The 19,694-nt window shown below is 47.5% G+C and carries 14 protein-coding genes; 4 read left to right on the top strand and 10 right to left on the bottom strand.

Going from position 1 to position 19,694, the window contains the following annotated elements; translation table 11 throughout:
- Window positions 1-9: 9 nt before the first annotated feature.
- The 5 genes from NKT06_RS25030 to NKT06_RS25050 form a co-directional block, all read right to left on the bottom strand.
- Window positions 10-3,363 carry a glycosyl hydrolase gene (locus NKT06_RS25030; protein ID WP_253440403.1) on the bottom strand — a complete coding sequence of 1,118 codons (3,354 nt, stop codon included), beginning with the start codon at window positions 3,361-3,363 and terminating at the stop codon, window positions 10-12.
- A gap of 44 nt (window positions 3,364-3,407) precedes the next feature.
- Entirely contained in the window at window positions 3,408-4,913 is a 1,506-nt protein-coding gene (locus tag NKT06_RS25035; RefSeq protein WP_253440406.1) for an extracellular solute-binding protein, read from the bottom strand.
- Window positions 4,914-4,931: 18 nt separating this feature from the next.
- Window positions 4,932-5,819 carry a carbohydrate ABC transporter permease gene (locus NKT06_RS25040; RefSeq protein WP_253440410.1) on the bottom strand — a complete coding sequence of 296 codons (888 nt, stop codon included), beginning with the start codon at window positions 5,817-5,819 and terminating at the stop codon, window positions 4,932-4,934.
- A gap of 12 nt (window positions 5,820-5,831) precedes the next feature.
- On the bottom strand, window positions 5,832-6,761 hold the full coding sequence (locus tag NKT06_RS25045; protein WP_253442793.1) for an ABC transporter permease: 930 nt from the start codon (window positions 6,759-6,761) through the stop codon (window positions 5,832-5,834).
- A 332-nt stretch (window positions 6,762-7,093) separates the two neighbouring features.
- Window positions 7,094-9,499 (bottom strand): AraC family transcriptional regulator, encoded by a 2,406-nt coding sequence (locus NKT06_RS25050; RefSeq protein ID WP_253440413.1) that lies wholly within the window; start codon window positions 9,497-9,499, stop codon window positions 7,094-7,096.
- A gap of 215 nt (window positions 9,500-9,714) precedes the next feature.
- Here NKT06_RS25050 and NKT06_RS25055 point away from each other — a divergent pair, with 215 nt between their 5' ends.
- The 3 genes from NKT06_RS25055 (at window position 9,715) to NKT06_RS25065 (ending at window position 14,489) form a co-directional block, all read left to right on the top strand.
- Entirely contained in the window at window positions 9,715-11,070 is a 1,356-nt protein-coding gene (locus tag NKT06_RS25055) for a dipeptidase (RefSeq protein ID WP_253440416.1), read from the top strand.
- A 1,098-nt stretch (window positions 11,071-12,168) separates the two neighbouring features.
- The gene (locus NKT06_RS25060) at window positions 12,169-12,744 is read left to right on the top strand and encodes a TetR-like C-terminal domain-containing protein (RefSeq protein ID WP_253440419.1); all 576 of its coding nucleotides are present in this window, start codon (window positions 12,169-12,171) and stop codon (window positions 12,742-12,744) included.
- Window positions 12,745-12,902: 158 nt separating this feature from the next.
- A complete protein-coding gene (locus NKT06_RS25065) occupies window positions 12,903-14,489 on the top strand; it encodes an oleate hydratase (RefSeq protein WP_253440421.1) in 1,587 nt (528 codons plus the stop codon).
- Between the two features lie 592 nt (window positions 14,490-15,081).
- Here NKT06_RS25065 and NKT06_RS25070 read toward each other — a convergent pair.
- The 4 genes from NKT06_RS25070 to NKT06_RS25085 form a co-directional block, all read right to left on the bottom strand.
- Window positions 15,082-15,453, bottom strand: a complete 372-nt coding sequence (locus NKT06_RS25070) for a hypothetical protein (protein ID WP_253440424.1) — start codon at window positions 15,451-15,453, stop codon at window positions 15,082-15,084.
- A gap of 115 nt (window positions 15,454-15,568) precedes the next feature.
- Window positions 15,569-16,783, bottom strand: a complete 1,215-nt coding sequence (gene nagA / locus NKT06_RS25075; protein WP_253440427.1) for an N-acetylglucosamine-6-phosphate deacetylase — start codon at window positions 16,781-16,783, stop codon at window positions 15,569-15,571.
- Window positions 16,780-17,508: a glucosamine-6-phosphate deaminase gene (gene nagB, locus NKT06_RS25080; RefSeq protein WP_253440430.1), complete on the bottom strand. Its 729-nt coding sequence runs from the start codon at window positions 17,506-17,508 to the stop codon at window positions 16,780-16,782. Before nagB ends, nagA begins: the two co-directional genes overlap by 4 nt.
- 4 nt (window positions 17,509-17,512) lie before the next feature.
- Window positions 17,513-18,376: a MurR/RpiR family transcriptional regulator gene (locus tag NKT06_RS25085; RefSeq protein ID WP_253440433.1), complete on the bottom strand. Its 864-nt coding sequence runs from the start codon at window positions 18,374-18,376 to the stop codon at window positions 17,513-17,515.
- A gap of 226 nt (window positions 18,377-18,602) precedes the next feature.
- Here NKT06_RS25085 and NKT06_RS25090 point away from each other — a divergent pair, with 226 nt between their 5' ends.
- Window positions 18,603-18,962, top strand: coding sequence for a hypothetical protein (locus tag NKT06_RS25090; protein ID WP_253440436.1), 360 nt, complete (start codon window positions 18,603-18,605; stop codon window positions 18,960-18,962).
- A gap of 154 nt (window positions 18,963-19,116) precedes the next feature.
- Here the strand turns inward: NKT06_RS25090 and NKT06_RS25095 are convergent, their stop codons facing one another.
- Window positions 19,117-19,656, bottom strand: coding sequence for a DUF4303 domain-containing protein (locus NKT06_RS25095; protein WP_253440439.1), 540 nt, complete (start codon window positions 19,654-19,656; stop codon window positions 19,117-19,119).
- Window positions 19,657-19,694 lie beyond the last annotated feature (38 nt).

Genomic DNA, 19,694 nt, shown 5'->3' on the forward strand with positions numbered 1-19,694 from the left:
TCCACTCCTTTATCCGAATTCTTCAGCAGATACATGACCTGCATCCTGTAATCGATGATGTTCTGAATCAAAATACGTGCCTTCCAGCAGGCCAATCAATGTGTTGGTAATCCGCACTTCAATGTAGTTATCCCCAGGAAGAAGCCATGATGTATCTCCCTTCCAGCGATACGGAGACCAGCATCGTACACCCAGACTATGTCCGTTCATCCGCACTTCCACCACATCCTGCACCCGCCAATCGCTGAATTCCAGTTCAAAATAGGTAACATCATCCCCAAGCTCATCCAGCCAGAACGTGCGTTTATAACTCATCTCTCCGGCAAAATGAGGATACAACGGCTGCGGTTCATGTCCGATGCGAAGGGCTGTGTCAGACTCCCGCACGAGCGAAGCAATGCCTTCATGATGAAACTCCACCCCGAATCTCCCTTGCAGATACAAGGGATCAACGATACCATCCTCATCTTTGGTCACCTGCACAATCACCGTCATTTCATTGAGACCGCTGTGTAGCCATTCCGTAATATCACAAGCGATATTATTGTGGTCGGTTATTTCGATTGGATCGAATTGATCTATTTCAATTGGTTGCCCATTAATCTCCATCGACCAACTGCCAGAAATCGCCGCTTTATCCATGAATAACAGGCATGCAGGCAACGCCGTTCTTAGCTCAAATGTGGTCGTATATCGGCACTCGATCGGATAAGCAACGGATGCTTTTTTCGGTGTGCCAAATACCTGACTAAACTGGACTGGCAGATGCTGCTGCTCCGATAATTCTGCCGCCTGATCAATAAACGGTTTCACAGCTACATGCTGGCTTTCCAGTATTATTCCGTTAGCATTGGAGGCCTGGAGATGGAATTGTCCCATTCGCAGGACGTTAGGCTGCACCGTTTCCAGTCGCCATGGCCCTTCCGCAGGAATTCTGATCTTAGTAGCTTGCTGCACTCCTGCCGAAACATCCGTTTTGAATGTCGAACCTATTTGGTCTGTGACATCAACCTTCGTTAGTACCGTCTCTACCTTCGCAGGTTGTAAAGTAAGGCGCACAGCATGCGCTTCGTAAGGCGCTAACCTTAGTGTGATGCACCATTCCCCGCCACTGCTCGTATACGGCAATGACTGAAGCTGTCCCGTCTCCAGATCGAGTCGTTCTGCCACGAGACAAGCTCCATCTGCCAGTTCCGTTCCATCCCACAGCTGTCTGGCGACCAGCTTCAATTGCCCCTTCAGCTCCAGACCCTCCTGATTGGTCAAGAAAACCATATGCTCCCCAGCTGACAATTGACGGGTATGCATTAACAAAGAAGCACTTTCCTCCTCCATGATCCAGCAGATGGGTTCCGGCAATACCTGATCGAGCAGGAGAGAGATCAGTTCCAGTGAAAAGTCATCTCCGTGACCCGTTCCTGCGGGTAAGAAATACGCATTGCCCTCCCCCTGATGCCACATGGATTCACGGTGATCATGATCAGTTGTCCCGCTTCGACCCCAGTACACTTCTTGCGGATGCTCGCCCGCACCAAAGAACTGGGCAGCTTCATCTCCCACCGGACTTCCCGGCTGGATGGCAATATGCGGAGGCATCCCAACAGAAATGGCGGTTCCTCCCTGCTGAACGAATCGCTTCACCTGTTCCCAGGCCACTGACTCCAGATTCAGCATCGGTGGCAGAATCAGTACGTCATAACGGGCATCGCCGAGCTGAATGATGCCATCCTTTAAGTCAGCTTCAGCCAGCAATTCGGGATCAAGGTGGTCATAGTCACGTCTGTTTTCGAGCAGATGGGTAGTAATCCGCATCCAGTCCTTCGTCAGACGCTCCAGTTGGACCCGCTCAGCTTCGTCCTCGCCACTATACTCAAATCCATGCAGCGGATTGCCCATCAGACTCCAGAATGTCGTCGTTGGGTCAAGTACAGCAATACGAATGTCTGCTGCTCCGGTGCTCATGAGATAGCTCAACCGTCCGGTGTAATCCCCCAATTGCCGGAAATGCTTCCAGTAGGGATTCTGCAAAAATTGAGACGGCGGTGCATCATGTTTCGCAAGCCCACCGATCGTATAGAAAAAGGCGTGAAAATTATAGAAATTGGTGCCCATGGCGGCCATGCGATCAATCATCCATTTTGCATCCTGTAACGTCATAGACCAGCCTACACTATGAAAACATTCAATCAGATTGCGGCTTCGGCCCAGTTGCCGGGCAAGCGAACTGACCATCTTGGGATTGTCACGCATCTTTTGGCCATATCGTTCCAGAATCCACGATAAGGATCGTCCGATTTTCTCATGTGCCGAGTCACCACCTGGCATATGGCTGAATAACTGGGTAGTCATCCGTACGCCAGGCACTTCAGCCGCATACTGGATTCCTGCTTCCTCACACCAGTCATGCACCTGTCTGTGATAGGACTCCCTGAGAAGCAGGTGCAGTGACTGATAGTAGTCATACCGAATCTGATGGGCGTCTGGAACATCACCATATAGCAGAGCCGGTAGCGAATCAATCAGACTATAACCACAACGCTCACTGAAATAACGGGGAAGCTGGGGTGACCAGGGGATACGGCCCAGCGGTGCGATCTCATCCGAGAACATGCCTTTGATTACACTTTCAAATCGATCTCCAACCGCTGATTTATAACGTTCATGTGTCAGCTCAATAAAACGACTCATCGCTTCCTTATGGCAAGGATCAACAAAGTTGCCGTAATATTTGAAATCATCGATCTCCATCTCTTGAAATATAATCAACTCCCAATCACCCTCGGGCACATCCCACAACAATTGAAATGCTGTACGGTAGGTGAAAAAACGCTTGCGGTTATACGATGTGAGTCCTGTTTCCTGATACACCTGATCCGTTTGAATATTACCGATTTTGCTGCGCAGATCGATCGATTCATGCCATAACCGTTTACCCTGTGCATCCTTGGGAATCGCCTTGGCAACCATTACTCGTCCCCATGGCAGCTCCAGATTCACAGCTTCTCCGCCCTGAACCATCAGTTGATGATGGACAAGCTCACGCTGCTTCGCTTCAGGGAAATCAAGGGTCACTTCCCCACCAGCCATCCCGCTTGGATATGGATACTCGTCATATAACCATACCTGCATGCCATGGTCGGCAGCTGCCCGCACTGCAACCCGCACCTTATCAAACCACGCTTCGGAGAGATAGGGAATTTGCAGTCCTTGACGTGGACAGATAAAGAATCCGCCCACACCTTGCGCAGCCATCTCAGCCACCTGCCGCTTCATCTGACCTTCTTCCATATCCCCGTTCCAGAACCAAAAGGGATGAACCCGGTACTGCGCCTCGGGATTACTAAATGCATCCCCGTTCCACATGTCGCCTTCCTCCCTGCCTGTTCAAGAGTATCGTTGGTCTCCAACTACTTCAGTGCAGCGTACAGTTCATTGACTTCTTTCACATAATCGTCTCCACCGTTGTTCTTCCACAGGGCAACCGCATCTTCGAATCCTTTCTCATCAATCTGTCCTACAATATATTTGATCCGTGCATCATTAATGATATTATCCAGCTGCGGTCCTTTCTGGGCGTAGACATCCGAAATCAGCGGTTCGCCAGGATTAGCAATGACAATCTCTTCATTGGCTTTCTGCACCTGTGCAACTTTTTCACGGACAGGTGTCTGTTGCACGCGAAGTGTTTTGTCCTCCGGCACAAACATCAATATCTGATTCAAGCCCTGCAGATCGCGGAGGGCAAGCTTGTCAGTGGAAGGGATGATATAGTTTTCTTTTTTCTCATACTGTTTGCCTTCCAGTCCATTCCCAAGCAGCGCCTGCAATTCTGGTTCATTGAGTTGATCCAGGAAACGCAGTACCTTCTTCAGTTCCTCTTCCGTTTTGACACTGCCTTTGGAGATGGCAATCATTCCGGAATATCCGGACGTTGGCATATCACGCAGCCCCTTCGGACCTTCCATGGCTTGCAGCACATCGACACGTCCTGTCGCATTCGGATCTTTATCCAGTATCTTCTGATCCATACGCTGTGCGTTATCTGCTACATCCACCATGACACCCGCTTGCCCATTCACAAATGGATCAGGCAGTTTCGTTGCATCCATGACGGCAAAGTCCTTGTTCACCAGACCCTCACTGTAGATCTGGCGGAAAAATTTCAGGGCTTCCATGTATTCTGGTGTCTCATGCGCAGGGATTAGCCCTCCGTTGCCATCCTCTCCCCATTTGTTGGGGGCACCGAACCATACCTGCATGTTATCCCATGGGCCCGTGAATTTGCTGGCTACCAGACCGTACGTATCATCCTTTCCGTTACCGTCCGGATCATCCTTCGTGAACGCTTTCAATACATTGTAAAATTCATCAATCGTCTTCGGCTCTTCCAGCCCCAGATTCTCCAGCCAGTCCTTACGGATAGTCACCCCATTACGTCCTAGAGGGCGAGCCCGATAAATCCCATACGTTTTGCCATCGATAGAGGCATTATTGGTGATGATTTCATTCATCTGGCTCAGATTCGGATAGTCCTTCAGATAAGGACCCAGTTCCCAGAATGCCCCTGTCCGGGCTGCATTGATAAAGCTTGGGGATTTCCCCAATACGACCATAATTTGTGGAAGTTTGCCTGAAGCCAGTGTGATATTGAATTTGTCCTCATAGGAACTGCTCGGCACCCATTGTAGATTAACATCAACCTTGGTCAATTCCTCCAGCTTCTGAATCACAGGGCTGTTGTCCGGCGGATTCTCCGCTTCAAAGTTCGGCAGCATAATCGTGAGCTGATCGGTGCCACCCGCAGCGCTTCCTGAATCTGCCTTGTCCGTGGAGCATGCGCCCAGAATTGTACTAAGTACCAGTGACGCAGAGAGCAGCAGTGCCCCTTTTTTGAATCCCGTTTTTTGTCCCATACGTTCTCCCCCTTGGCTTTAGCCTTTGATTGAACCTAACATGACACCTTTGGCAAAATGCTTCTGCAAAAACGGATACACCAGCAAAATTGGAATGGTACCTACAACGATTACCGCCATTTTGATCGACTGCTCTGGTGGCTGTACAAAATTGGGGTCCATGTTCGCCATATCTCCGACACTGGCTTGCGAGAGCAATACGATCTGTCTCAACATGACTTGTAACGGCCATTTGTCACTGTCGGAAATGTACAGAAGTGCCGAGAAAAAGTTATTCCAATGTCCCACGGCGTAAAACAAGGCAAACGTAGCAATGACCGGCTTTGATAAAGGCAGTACAATTCGCCACAGCACGCCGAGATCCGAACAGCCATCGATGCGGGCCGCTTCCTCCAGCCCGGGCGGCATTTGCTGAAAAAAGTTTTTGACTACTATTAAGTTAAAAGCGCTGATCGCGCCAGGAAGCATAAGGGCCCAGTAAGAATCGAGCAGTCCCAGTCCACGAATAACGAGATACGTCGGGATCATGCCACCACCGAATAACATTGAGAAGATCACCATGTTCATCATGACGTTACGGCCCCAGAAGTCACTTCTGGATAGGGGATAGGCCATCGTCAGGGTGAAGAACAGATTCACCAGTGTACCTGCCACTGTGATGAAGATGGAAACGCCAATGCTGCGAAAGATCGTGGAAGAAGAGAAAATATACTCATATGCACTGAAGGAAAACACCTTCGGAATAAGGAAAAAACTCCGTTCGGTGATCTCGGCTTCCGTTGCGAAAGAATTCCCTATAATATACAGGAAAGGAAGGACAGTTAATATGCCCAGAATCCCCAGCATGGCGTAATTGAAGATATCAAATACCTTGCCGGCAGGGCTGTTGTATAGACGGCTGTTCATGGGCGCTCCTCCTTAATAAATTCCGGGGTGACCGAATTTTTTCGCAAGTTTATTACTGCCAAGCACCAGAATGATGCCCACCACAGACTTGAATAGTCCAACAGCGGTACTGTAACTGAAAGCCCCTTGCGTAATCCCCACCGTGTACACATACGTATCAAATACGTCTGCGACATCCCGGTTGAGGGAATTGGTCATCAGATAGATCTGCTCAAATCCGGTATCCAGAAAATTCCCCAGTCTGAGAATGAGCAAGATGACTATGGTCGTACGAATCGCGGGAAGCGTAATATGCCACATTCGCCGCAATCGTCCTGCTCCATCCACAATGGAGGCTTCATACTGTTCCGTATCCACACCTGCGAGGGCCGCCAGGAAGATAATTGTGCCCCACCCCATCTCTTTCCACATCATCTGAACAATAATGAGTGGTCGGAACGAACCCGGACTGGAGAGCACATCAATAGGTTTGCCTGTAATCCAGGCGATCAGATCATATAAGACTCCGCCCTGCGGGGTCAGAAACACGTACGTGATACTCGCGATAATCACCATGGATACAAAGTGGGGTACATAGACCAGCGTTTGAATGGTTCTTTTGAAGAATGCGACCCGAATTTCATTTAATAACAAAGCGATAATGATGGGTGCCGGGAAAAAGAAGATCAGATCATACAGCGCAAGGACCAGCGTATTGCGTAATAGTCGGAAGAAGTCCGGGTTGGAGAAAAAGTTCGTAAAGTTCTCCAGCCCCACCCAGTTGCTCTCCCGGATGCCCAGAAAAGGCTGGTAGTCCTGAAAAGCAATGATGATTCCCCACATGGGCAAGTATTTAAAGATGACAAAGTACAAAAAGCCGGGAAGCACAAGCACATATAACCATTTGTTTCGTTGGATCTGCCTTTTCCAGTTCGACTCTCGTCTCATTGGCCTTGTTGTCATATCCGCTTGAGCAGTTGCCGTGGCGTTGGTATTCCAGTTCGTCTTCCCGTTCATCACGTCTCCCCTTCCACAACGTTGTAAGCGTTATCAATAAACCTGATACTCAGACTATACAGCCCCTCAGTTTCCGGCAACCTTCATTTTTTGCATGGCTACGATATGATGGTCGGGAAGCCCGCTATAACGCCATTCTTCCTTGATATTGGACATATCGTAGCAGGTAGAATTGCACATTTTTGCGGCTTTATCCTTCTTTGTATCAGGGTAAAAAAAGAAAAAAACGACATCCGCTAAAGCTGGATGCCGGTCAGAAATGACAGACGGATGAACGGTTATTGTCCGAACCATTTTTCACGGTACTGACTCGGGGTAACTCCCTCCTGTTTCTTGAAGATCCGATTAAAATAACTATGCTGATATCCTACAGCCACGGCAACATCATTGATTTTCATCGTTGTCTCCCGTAACAATTGCTTCGCTGCATCCATTCTCACACGTGTCAGATAATCAATAAAATTAATGCCTGATACCTGTTTGAATGCCTTGCTCAGTGCATAAGGTGTCATCTGCTCCATGTCAGCGCAGTTTTCCAGCGAAATATCGCTGCGATAATGCGTATCAATATACAACATCGTTCGTTCCACCACCTGTTTCAGGGGTTCCTGGGATCGTGCTTCGATCTCTTGGATATACGGTGTGAATACCTCATTCATCATCCACTGTCTCATCTGAACAGGTTCACGAATACCGGATAGCCGTTCATACATGTTGCAACCACCAAACAGCTTATAAGGTGTGACCCCCGTTTGCAGCATCATGTGCTGAATACTGCCGAGCAATTGCAGCATCATCTGCTGCACCTGAAATTCGGTACTGCCCGTCCGCGTGATCTCACTCATGAATTGTTCCAGCACACGTTCCGCTTCGACTTGCTTGCCCAGCCTGATCGCCTGTAGCAACTCACGTTCCAGCCCAAGCGGATAGGAAGCTGCTTCGTTTCTACGGAAACACTCCTCATCCTCCAGATCGAGAATCTGACTTCCTTCCTCCACACTGCGATATGCCACGGCCTGTTCCATCTCGACGAATCGTCCGGGCAGTTCCTGAAGTGAAGCTGCTGGGCGACTGATCATCAAGGTCACCTTCATTTTGAGTGTTCGTCCAATGACCTCAACGAGCTCCTGTCCCCATAACATCGCTTGTGACTTCACAGCTTCATCCTGAGGAGCGATCACAAGCATGGCGGAAGACAGGTCATGAAAGTTCATGACACTGATCTGCCTGAAATAATTTTTCGCCACTTCCTGTGTAATATTCACTGCTGCAAAGGTGACCAAACCCGTATCCTGGCTTCCAAACCTGCCTTGCAGCTGCTCGTACCCCGTAAAATACATCTGCACCAGCAAATACTGCTGACCCTCCAGCTCAAATCCGAGATGACGCATGCGCTGCTGAAGATCCTGCTCGTTATAGGCATATAGATGTCCCTGTACAAGTTGTAGGACAAAGCTGTCGCGCAGATGGGGAAGCTGCTCCTGCAACTGGCGATGTGCCGTTACACTGCGGGAGGTCAGTTCGTTCCATTGTTGCTCCAGCAGCTCAAACTCGTCCAGCTTTGCGTCGGTTGGCGTTGTGTCATTTCGGCCAGGCGTAAGCAGATGCAGCATTCGCGCTACAGGCGAATAGATGCGACGGGAGGCAAACCAGGATAACAACAATCCCAGGATGAGACTGCCTGCACTCGCAATGACGATGATTTTGGATACCAGCTTGACTGGCGAAGTGACTGAGGTCAAAGGTGCTGCGGAGACGTACGTCCAGTCCGAATCAATCCGACTCAACGAGCCATACGAGACAGAATAGGTCTGATCCTCATATCGGAACAGGAATGAGCGGTTATCGGCATGCAGGGCCACTTCTTTTTTTAGCTGCTGTTCAAAAGCAGAAGTCTCCCCCGCCGTTCCCGGATTCCCTGTAACCAGTGTGTTGCCTTCCTGATCCATAAGGAACGTTAAACCTTCATCATAAGGAGTAAGCGTTTTCAATAAACTAGCGACTTTCTCGTTATCCAGCGTAATAATCAGTGCACCAAATGGATTCATGCTCTCCCCTGGGATCTTATGTACGAGAACAAGTGCATTGCCTGCATCCGTATGCAGTAGACTATTGTTGGTCGAAGGGGCGGTATCTCGGTTGATGCCCGAAACCCAGTCTGTCCAGTACACGTGGTTGCCTATGGAGAGATAACGATCATACGCTTGTACTTTGGCATCATCATTCAACTCGTTATAATCCCGATTAAACAAGATCGGCTTCGGTTCCTGCAAATATAGCTGTGCTGACTTGATCAACGGATGGGATCCTTGTAGTACATATAATGTAGTGACAATCTCCTGCGTTTCATTAAAATAATACACAAAATCCAGCGTTCGTAACGCATTGCCAAACCTCGGTTCAAAAGCCCAATGAGATAAGTTCATCTCCAGATAGGCCAGTTGATCATCCACATTGCGTGCCCGATTCTCGATCTGGTTCTGATGCATCCGATTGAATTCGATCTCCATCCGGCCAACCACCTGTTGATACATCACGATACCTGTGATTAACCCGGGAATACTGGCAATGAGTAAAATAAGCATCAGGCTGTTTCGATAAAATCGTCCTTTATGTCTTCCCGCTTTGAAATCGGATAACCGCTTGAATCTGCCCAATATTCGATCATTCCTAGTCGGTTCCATCGCTACTCACCTGCCTGCTTGCATCGGGTCTGACTGTCATGGAAACTTCCTCAACTCCCTTGAGAATATATGGATGAAATCCTTTTCTTGTATTATACGCACAATCCTCAGGTGAATGAAACGTTCTGTAACCGATCATTTTTTTAACCAATGTTTTATTAACATGACAAAATGGATTACAATGAGATAAAGCAAACATCAAGGAGGACTTTTTAATGAAAGAACAGACTTACTTTGAACAAAATAGAGAAAAACACCTGGCAGAACTGAATGAATGGTTGTCCATTCCAAGTATCTCCGCCATTTCAGAGCATAAAGAGGATGTTAATCGTGCAGCACAATGGGCAGCAGATGCACTCACACGTGCAGGCATGGAAAACGTTGAGGTCATTCAAACGGCTGGACATCCGATTGTCTATGCAGATCACCTGCATGCACCCGGCAAACCGACGGCTCTGATCTATGGACACTATGATGTACAACCTGTCGATCCGCTTAACCTGTGGGACACGCCTCCTTTCGAGCCCACCATTCGTGATGGCAAGCTATATGCCCGTGGTGCGACGGATGACAAAGGACAGATCTTCCTACATATCAAGGCAGTTGAAGCCCTGCTTGCCGAAAACAAAGAACTTCCGGTTAACGTTAAGTTCTGCATCGAAGGCGAAGAGGAAATCTCCAGCCCGAACCTGCCCATCTATCTGAATGAACATACAGACAAGCTGCGTGCAGACATGATACTGATCTCGGATACGTCCCTGCTTGAAAAAGGGAAACCGGCGATCTCCACTGGCCTGCGTGGTCTATGTTCGCTTCACGTGGATCTGAACACAGCCAATACCGACTTGCACTCCGGTTCATTCGGTGGTGGTGTACCGAACGCTCTGCACGCACTCGTATCCCTGCTCGCTTCGTTGCATGATGAGCAAGGCCGTGTAAGTGTAGATGGATTCTACGATGGCGTTCTGCCACTGTCTCCTGAGATGAGAGAAGAATTTGTGAAACAGGGCTTCAATGAAGAACAGCTTCGTCAAGACCTGGGGCTGGAGCAATTGTACGGCGAAGAAGGTTACTCGTTCGTGGAACGTGTTGGCGCTCGTCCAACATTGGAATTGAACGGCGTATGGGGTGGTTTCCAGGGTGAAGGCAGCAAAACCGTTATTCCGAAGGAAGCACATGCCAAAATTACCTGCCGCCTCGTGGCGGATCAAGATCCTCAACATGTATTGGATCGTATCGAAGCACATCTGCGCGCTCACGTTCAACCGGGTGCAACGCTGCATGTGAAACAGATCGAGAAAGCTTTTGCTTTCAACATCGATCCTTCCAATCCAATTCTGCAAAAAGCGGCAGATGCGTATGAGCAGGTGTATGGCGTTCGTGCCCTCTTTACCAAAGATGGCGGCTCCATTCCGATTGTTGAGAAGCTTTCACGTGTACTCGAAATCCCTGCTGTCATGATGGGCTTTGGTTTGCCTGATGAGAATCTGCATGCACCAAACGAGCACTTCAACCTGGAGAACTTTGATAAAGGGTTGTTGACGATTGTTCAGTTCTTGAAGAGTTTGTAATAGTTAGGGCTCATAATTACTAAAATAAGTGCTGGGGCAAGGTGCTAGTAGACGTTCCGGTGCCGAATCGTTCTTTCGATCGCTGTTATCGTCGGATTTTTTGGATTCCCCTTCTCTAAGGGTAAAATCCGACGATAAAGGCGAGCGCTCCGCTTCTTCAGAATCGATTTCGTCCCCTTCACTACGTTGCAGCTTGTCGCAGACTGATTTTAGGATTGATCCTAACTTTTTATATGGGTTAGGTAATAGGGAGAACAAAAGAACGGCCTTCGGGTCGTTCTTTTTTGATTTTATTTTGTATTTTCATTTGTTTTCTTGTGTTTTTGTTGCTTTGGTGCTTTGTTTCTTTTTTTTGTTTTTTCTTTTTTCTTTTTTCTTTGGTGAAATTGTGGTATTTTTCATGGCTGCTTTTTATGAATGGAGACGATGGAGACTTACTTTTAAATGGGTTAGTGTATTAGAGATAACAACATGGTGACTTATAGGCTGTTTCTTTGAATTTATTTTGTATCGATCATTGCGCACAGCTTGCTTTATTCTGGCTTCTTTAAAGGTATGGGTTTAATTTTGAAGGTTAGTGTGATAGATCACAAAATGATGGGCTACTGAACAGTTTTTCGATTTTTTCGATTTTTTTCTCGATAACTTCGTTATCGTTCTTCCTATGACTGATTTTATAGACGGGGTCCCGCTTTTAATGGTTTAGTGTTATAGAGATCATATACGCGTCCTTATCGACCGTTTTATTAGATTAATTACGTCTCCTTCACTAGGTTTCAGGCTTTTACCTTGGCTGCTTTTATTGTGACTGATTTTAATGAGGTCTAACTTTTAAGGGTTTTGATAGAGACAAGACAAGCGGTGCCCTTTCGAGGTTTGATTGTAACGGTTGATATCTAGAATATCCCCTGCTGAAGTCATGGGGCGGAACGGGGAACGAAGATGCTGATAGCTAAGGGTATGTCAGGTGGGAGGATCTTTTGGGATTCTTACGTTTTGGCCTGGTTATGTTAATTGACTTCGCTACAGGAATTCTGCCAATAGTGTTTACCTCTTGTTACGCACCGGCAAGCTAATCCGAATGATGAGGTGATTATTGTGTCTGCTTCTCACCTAACCAAACATGCGCTGGCTCACTCGCTCAAATCACTGATGGAGCATACTCCACTGTATAAGATTACGGTCAAACATCTGGTAGATCATTGCGGATTGAATCGGCAAACCTTTTATTATCATTTTCAGGATCTTTACGCGCTGCTTGGGTGGATCTATCAGACTGAGGCGGTGGAGAGCCTTACGGAATACCGAAGCTACAGCACATGGACGGACGGATTCTATAAAATCTTTTGTTACATCGAGAACAATAAATCATTCTGCTGCAATACACTCGACTCGCTCGGGCGCACCCACTTGGATACATACCTCTATGAAGTAACCCATGATCTGATCATGGGTGTTATTGATGAGCTGGCCTGTGGGATAAGGGTCCGCAGTGAAGATAAAGAGTTCGTCGCCAACTTCTATACCCTGGCCTTCACGGGGCTGATCATTCAATGGATGAGGGGCAATATGCAAGAACCTCCAAAACAGATTATTGAAAAGCTCAGTGAGCTGATCGAAGGCAATGTCCTGAGAGCACTGCACAGGTATGAGAATAAGCTGCCATCCTCTTAAGGACGAGCGGCTTTTTTTCATACATTTGATCTAAGCATAATCTTTAGACACTTTTTCAAAAGTGACCAAAAATTGGACACTCCCGTTCTTTTGATCATACCTTACGTGACCTTCAAGGTTTACATTAGGGATGTGATTACAGTACCTTTTGGAGGCGAATGATCGTGAAGAAAGAACACGGTAATAAACAGGTCTATTTTGTAGGCGGCGGTATTGCATCTTTGGCGGGTGCAGCTTATCTGGTCAGAGATTGTGGCTTTCCCGGAGAACATATTTACATTATCGAAGAAATGCCGATTCTCGGCGGCAGTAATGATGGCGCTGGTAATCCCGATCAAGGATATATCATCCGTGGCGGGCGAATGCTCAATGATGAGGCCTATGAGAATCTCTGGGAGTTGCTGGCTTCCATCCCTTCCATCGACCGTCCGGGCATATCTGTGCGACAGGAAATTACTGAATTTGACGATGCCAATCCCACACATTCCAATGCGCGGCTCATCAACCGTGACGGCAAGGTCGAAGATGTGCTCTCCATGGGTTTTGATATGGCCGATCGTCTGGCGATGGGCAAGCTGATTATTACTCCTGAAGACACGCTGGGTAAACTGCGAATCAACGACTGGTTTGGTCCTCACTTTTTCCAAACGAACTTCTGGTATATGTGGGCGACCACCTTTGCCTTCCAACCTTGGCACAGCGCCGTGGAATTCAAAAGATACATGCTTCGCTTTTTTCACGAATTTCCGAGAATTCAGACGCTGGAAGGTGTTACCCGCACACCGTTCAACCAGTATGACTCGATCATCCTGCCACTGCATAAATATTTGGAACCGTTTGGCGTAGATTTCACGCTGAAATGCACGGTTACTGATCTAGATTTCAAAGACGACGACGGCATTACGGTAAGTCGGATGCATGTGCTCAGGGGAGGTGAAGAGGAAGTCATTGACATCCTCGAAGGTGATCTCGTCATTGTAACAAATGGTTCGATGACCGAAGGGGCTGATATCGGCTCCATGACTTCCGCACCGAAACTGAACGGCAAGGGCAGCTCATGGAAGCTGTGGGAGAACATTGCCGCCAAGAAACCGATGCTGGGTAATCCTTCTTCATTTAATGATCATGTACAGGAGTCCAAATGGGAGTCGTTTACGGTCACCTTCCAGGATTCGGTCTTCTTCGATCTGATGGAGAAATTCACACGTAACCGGGCAGGCACCGGCGCTCTGGTTACGTTCAAGGATTCCAGTTGGTTTATGTCTGTCGTTCTGGCTTTCCAGCCGCATTTCCGCGGTCAGCCCGAGCATGTCAAGGTGTTCTGGGGTTACGGATTGTATCCGGATAATGTTGGCGACTACGTGAAGAAAAAAATGTGTGATTGTACCGGGGAAGAGATCATGCGGGAGTTGATCGGCCATCTTCATTTCCAGGAACATCAAGAGGAGATCATGGCTACCGCCAACTGTATTCCTTGCATGATGCCTTACATTACAGCCCAATTCATGCCTAGACTGAACAGCGACAGACCGAAAGTTGTGCCTGAAGGTTCCACCAACCTGGCCTTTATTAGCCAATTCTGTGAGATTCCCGATGACGTGGTATTCACCGAAGAATATTCGGTCCGCGCAGCACGGATCGCCGTCTACACTCTTCTCGGAGAGAACCGTCCGATTGAGCCGATCAACCAGTACCAGTATGATGTTCGGACGCTGTTCAGCAGTTTTGTGACTTCGTTTAGATAACTGTTTATATCGAGGATTCAAACATAAGGCGAATGAAGGAATGGTTGGATGAGTTACTAAATGAATTACTACATGAGTTACTAGAGGAGTTACTAGAGGAGTTACTAGAGGAGTGAGCTACAGAAGCTTGTATTCCCGTGAACGAGTCAATGAGTGAATCTTGGGTGAATATGGTTGTTACTGAACTGAAGAGTCGATTTATAAGACAAAAAGAGATTTCCGTCAGTGATGACAGAAATCTCTATTTCGTTGAGTATGAAGCCACACACATAATCTCCATCAAGATTACCAACTGCCGCCTAAAGAACCTCACAATCCTTATTACTCGAAATTTCGCAGGTTTGAAAATCTAACGAATCGTAGCCGCCTTATTTTGAGTATAAGCATAGTTTTGTAACGTAATACCGCACATTTTCGTTACATAGCGTGTCTATGATTCGTTACATTTTGTATGACAGCAAAATCTTTGAAATAAGGCTTCGCAGGTTCATTAGAACTGAGCGGGCTTCGGAAAAAACTACTTAGGAGAGCCACTTACATTAACACTCTTCCTACTCACGCTGCTTATTACAGCCTACATATCACACTTCGCTTATGTGCGGAAAGTCGTAAATTTCAGCATGTGCACAAGCTTGGATAAGTGTGCGATTTCCTGCTGGACGCCAGACGTATCTGTCCCCGCCATGGCCTGATTCGCCCGCAGTGTTCTACGCGTGTTCATCATACCTTCAATCAGTTTCATGACCGTGTTGCGTCCACGATGATCAACAATCATATACTTTTTGCGTGCGTCCAGTTCTACCCACACGATGTTGCTGAATGATGTGAACAGATGCTTACGGTACTGCTCCATATCGGTTTCATTGTAATGCTCGCCATAAAAGGCATAGTATCCGTGTATGTGCAACTTCTCCGCCAACACTGTGATGAACGGATCATGTTCGAGCATAGCGTTACGTTCCATGTTTCACGCCTCCGTTATGCGTGATCCGCAGATCCCGTCTTTTTGAGATCTATTTTAACATATTGCGCAAGGTGTTGCCTCTCTTGCCTCTCCGCAAACATTTCCACGCTACAATTTACTCGCCGACCCGTCTGCCCTTTACCCACACACCCTCAATATCCAGCTCCGCATTTAGCAAAACGATATCTGCCTGTTTTCCTTGAGCCAGGGAACCTGTCCGGTGATCAATGCCCAGCAGGCGTGCGGGGGTCAGACTTGCTGCACGTGATGCAGCGTTCAGACTCATGCCCACTTCCTGTACCAGGTAACGGAAACCGCGAATCATCGTCAGTGTGCTTCCGGCCAGTGCGCCGCCGTCCTTCAGTCTGGCCTCGCCATGCTTCACGATGACGGGCAGGTCGCCGATCTTGTATTCCCCGTCATCCAATCCCGCAGCAGACATGGCATCTGTGATCAACACGAGTTGATCGTTATGTTGCTTCAATTGAGCGAGGATCGAGATCGCCGCAGGGTGTACGTGAATACCATCGGCAATCACCTCAGCACTGATGCGTGGATCACTCAGCACGGCTCCGGCAGCTCCCGGTAGCCGGTGATGCAGCGGTGTCATCGCATTAAACGTATGCACCGCATGATGAAGTCCGGCTTCCACTGCACGCTCGACCTCTTCATAGGTCGCATCCGTGTGGCCGAGTGCCGCTGTAATCCGCTGTTCACGCAGCCACGAGATGACTTCCAGTGCACCTTCACGTTCCGGTGCCAACGTAACTTGACGGATCAGGCCGGGATATTGTTTCTCCCATGCTTCGAGCCAGGATACATCAGGCAGAATGATATGTTCCGGATTTTGCGCACCAGGCCATTTCGGACTGAAAAACGGACCTTCCAGGTGTACACCCTCAAGCTGTGCATATGGCATTTCGCCTGAACGGTAGCGGTCTACTTCAGCAAGTACGCTGTCCAGTCGCTCTTTCGGAGCGGTCATGGAAGTCGCAAGCATTGCTGTTGTTCCCTGCGTACTATGAAAAGAAGTGATCTTGTCCAGCACCTCCGGGCTTGCATCCATAAAGTCTTCTCCGTTCCCACCATGCACATGGATATCAATGAATCCAGGCACAATTAGGCCGCGTTCCGGTACAGACAGCGGCAAAGCTTCTCGCCGAATCTGTTCGGGCAGACCTTCTGGTACTCCAGCATAAAGGATTTTTCCATTCCTCCAGGCTAATACACCGTCTTCCAATATCTCATTGGGAAGGAGCAGCTTGCCACGCAGAAGAGAAATATTTTCATCACGCTGGCTCCCAGGTTCACGACTATTCGCTCCGGTCATCTCACCAGCCTCCCTGCCGCACGGTCCAGCAATACCACCACATTTGGATGACATTGCAAAAGCGATGCAGGACATGCCGTTGTGATTGGGCCCATAAAAGCTTCGCGAATAATCTCGGCTTTTTCCTCGCCACGGGCAATAAGTAGAATCTGTTTGGCTTTCAAAATGGTACCGACACCCATCGTAATCGCCTGAGCCGGAACCTCATCGATGCTGTCGAAGAAACGTGCATTTGCCTTACGCGTCTCGTCTTTCAGATCCACAACATGCGTTCGTCCTGTAAGTTCGGTTCCAGGTTCATTGAAGCCAATATGACCATTATGTCCAATGCCCAGCAGTTGCAGATCCACGGGTCCACGATCATCCAACCGCTGTTCATAAGACTTACATTCCTGTTCCAGATCGGCAGCCTGACCATCAGGCACATGCGTTCTTGAAAGATCCATATCAATATGATGGAATAATTGTTCGTTCATGAAACTGCGGTAACTTTCGCGATGCTCTGTTGGAAGTCCGACATACTCATCCAGATTGAATGAAGAAGCCTTCGAGAAGCTGACTAGTCCCTTCTGGTACAACGTAATAAGCTGTTTATATATGCCTACAGGCGAACTTCCCGTTGCAAGTCCGAGGACTGCACGTGGTTTGGTCTGCAATAAACTGGCGATGAGGCCTGCACCCGTGGCATTCAAATCTTCTTCATTTTCAAAAATACGTATATTCATCTGTTTAAGCACCTCCGTTGTGTTGTACGCGATAGGACTGCACGTTGTGATAGGATTGTTCCAATCTGGGGATGAAACTGTCGAAGTCGGCACTTACCATGCCTGTGAACAAAATATCGACCACATGCAGCAGTGCAATACGTGAAGCCATATCTCCACGCCTCATGCCTTCTTCCAGAGAAGAGGTGAACAGTGGGATATCGGATACCGTTGCGAGTGTATTACTTCCATAGGAAGTCAGTGAAATCGTGGAAGCTCCGGCTTGTTTGGCACAATGCAGCGCATCAATGGTCTCGGGTGTTTCGCCTGAATAGGATACGGCCATTGCCACATCTCCCTCAGCGAGCGAAGATGCGGATGTGATCTGCATGTGTGAATCTGAGAAAGCCGTACAGCTTTTGCCAATCCGCACCAATTTCTGATAGAAATCCTGTGTAACAATGGACGAGGTCGCCACACCGTACAGATCAATACGGCGAGCCTCGCACAATAATTGCACCGCCTGCTCCAATCTGCCCAAATCCAGCAAACGGGTAGTATCAGCAATAGACGCGAGGTGGTTGGCTTCGATAGCTTCAACAATTTTGGAAAGTGAATTGCCCGCTACAATATCCTGATATGCCGTTTCATCAGATGCGTGGGACAATTCTGCGGCGAGCTTCATTTTGAAATCGGGGAAGCCTTTGAAATGAAACGACTTGCAAAAGCGGGTCACCGTCGCCGCACTTGTGCCACTCTGCTCTGCCAGATGACTAATCGTCCAGCCGGGAATGTCTGATGGAGATTGCATAATGACTTCAGCAATACGTCGCTCCTGAGACGGAAGGTTATTCAGTTCTTGCTGCAACGCACGTAATATGGCTGCCATAAGGACCTCACTTTTATGAAAATCATTTTTATATATTTTAATATAAATAAGAAAATCATTTTTATAACTTCATTCTAATCAAGACGATCCTGCAAATCAAGAGCAATTTCTCACGACTTTCGCAATGATACTGAACGTGTATAGTACTCACCTGCTTGATACACATAGTGAGTAACCTTTATATTGAGAATTGAGATATGATCGTATTAAAAAAAGGAGCCATTCAATGAATCGAAGACAACGGAAAAAATTTATTCCTTCCATCTGGATTATTGCTACCAAACAAACTGAAGGACACGCCTATTATGCCCTCTATGCCATCGACTGGAGACGCGGAGGTAGGCTCAGTTGGGAAGGCTGGAATCACTTTGAAGACCTGCTGCAATTTCATATTCCGATCAAACGAAAAGCTGGAGGACGGAAATCTTCTTCTCAATCTGCGGCCAAAATAGCAAAAAAAGCGCTCCATCTTCATCTGAATGAAGCACAGTTCGAGGAACTGGAGCGGCTCTTTTATCAGCCATTTTCGAAGAAAAGATGGAGGACGTTTATTCGAATGAATAGGAATCAATACGTGATAAAGTGAAATGAATTCACTTGTTTCATTTTTTCACGCTAAAACAAAAAAGCCTTTTCCCTTCTTTGGATAAAGAAATAGGAAAGACTTTCGCGGTATTAAAATTCAATTCGTTTTCATTCAATTTCCATTCAACTCAAATCTCAACTCAAGTTAACTCGTTCTAATTCATGTCATCATATCGTTTTAGGAACGTGCTGACTAACCCGGGTACAGTCATTTGGTGAACCGATTGATTCTCAATCTCCTCGGCCAGATCGTCATCTGTGAGAGAAACGAAGAATGTAATGTCTGCTTTGGTTTGTCCATATCGAGCAAAAACATCATCTGTTGTCTCATTCACAACTTTGGCGATGATTCGAATGATCTCATCCTTATACTCCTGAACTTCCTCTGTTGCATACAACAATCGGCTGATATGGTTAAAGTGCGTATCCTCGCCATACTGATATTCGGAGCAGCCCCATCTGTAATAGATCTCGTCCTCCTCACTGTCGCATAGCCCTTGCTCTTTCATTCTCGAAATGTGCGCTGCCAGGGATTCCTCGGTATTCACCGCCATAAACAGCGTTACCCAATCACTGTCCGTTCCAAATGCACAAGCATATACTTTCTCATGCTGCACCTTAGCCAGCGTCTGTTCCAGATCGGGTAGAAACCCCGCTCTAAATTGTTTTTCAAATTCACTTAAGAAACGGTCCATTCAGCTCATCCTCTCATGTTTTATATAAGAATACCGAA

Source organism: Paenibacillus sp. 1781tsa1 (genome assembly GCF_024159265.1).
Classification (GTDB): Bacteria; Bacillota; Bacilli; order Paenibacillales; family Paenibacillaceae; genus Paenibacillus.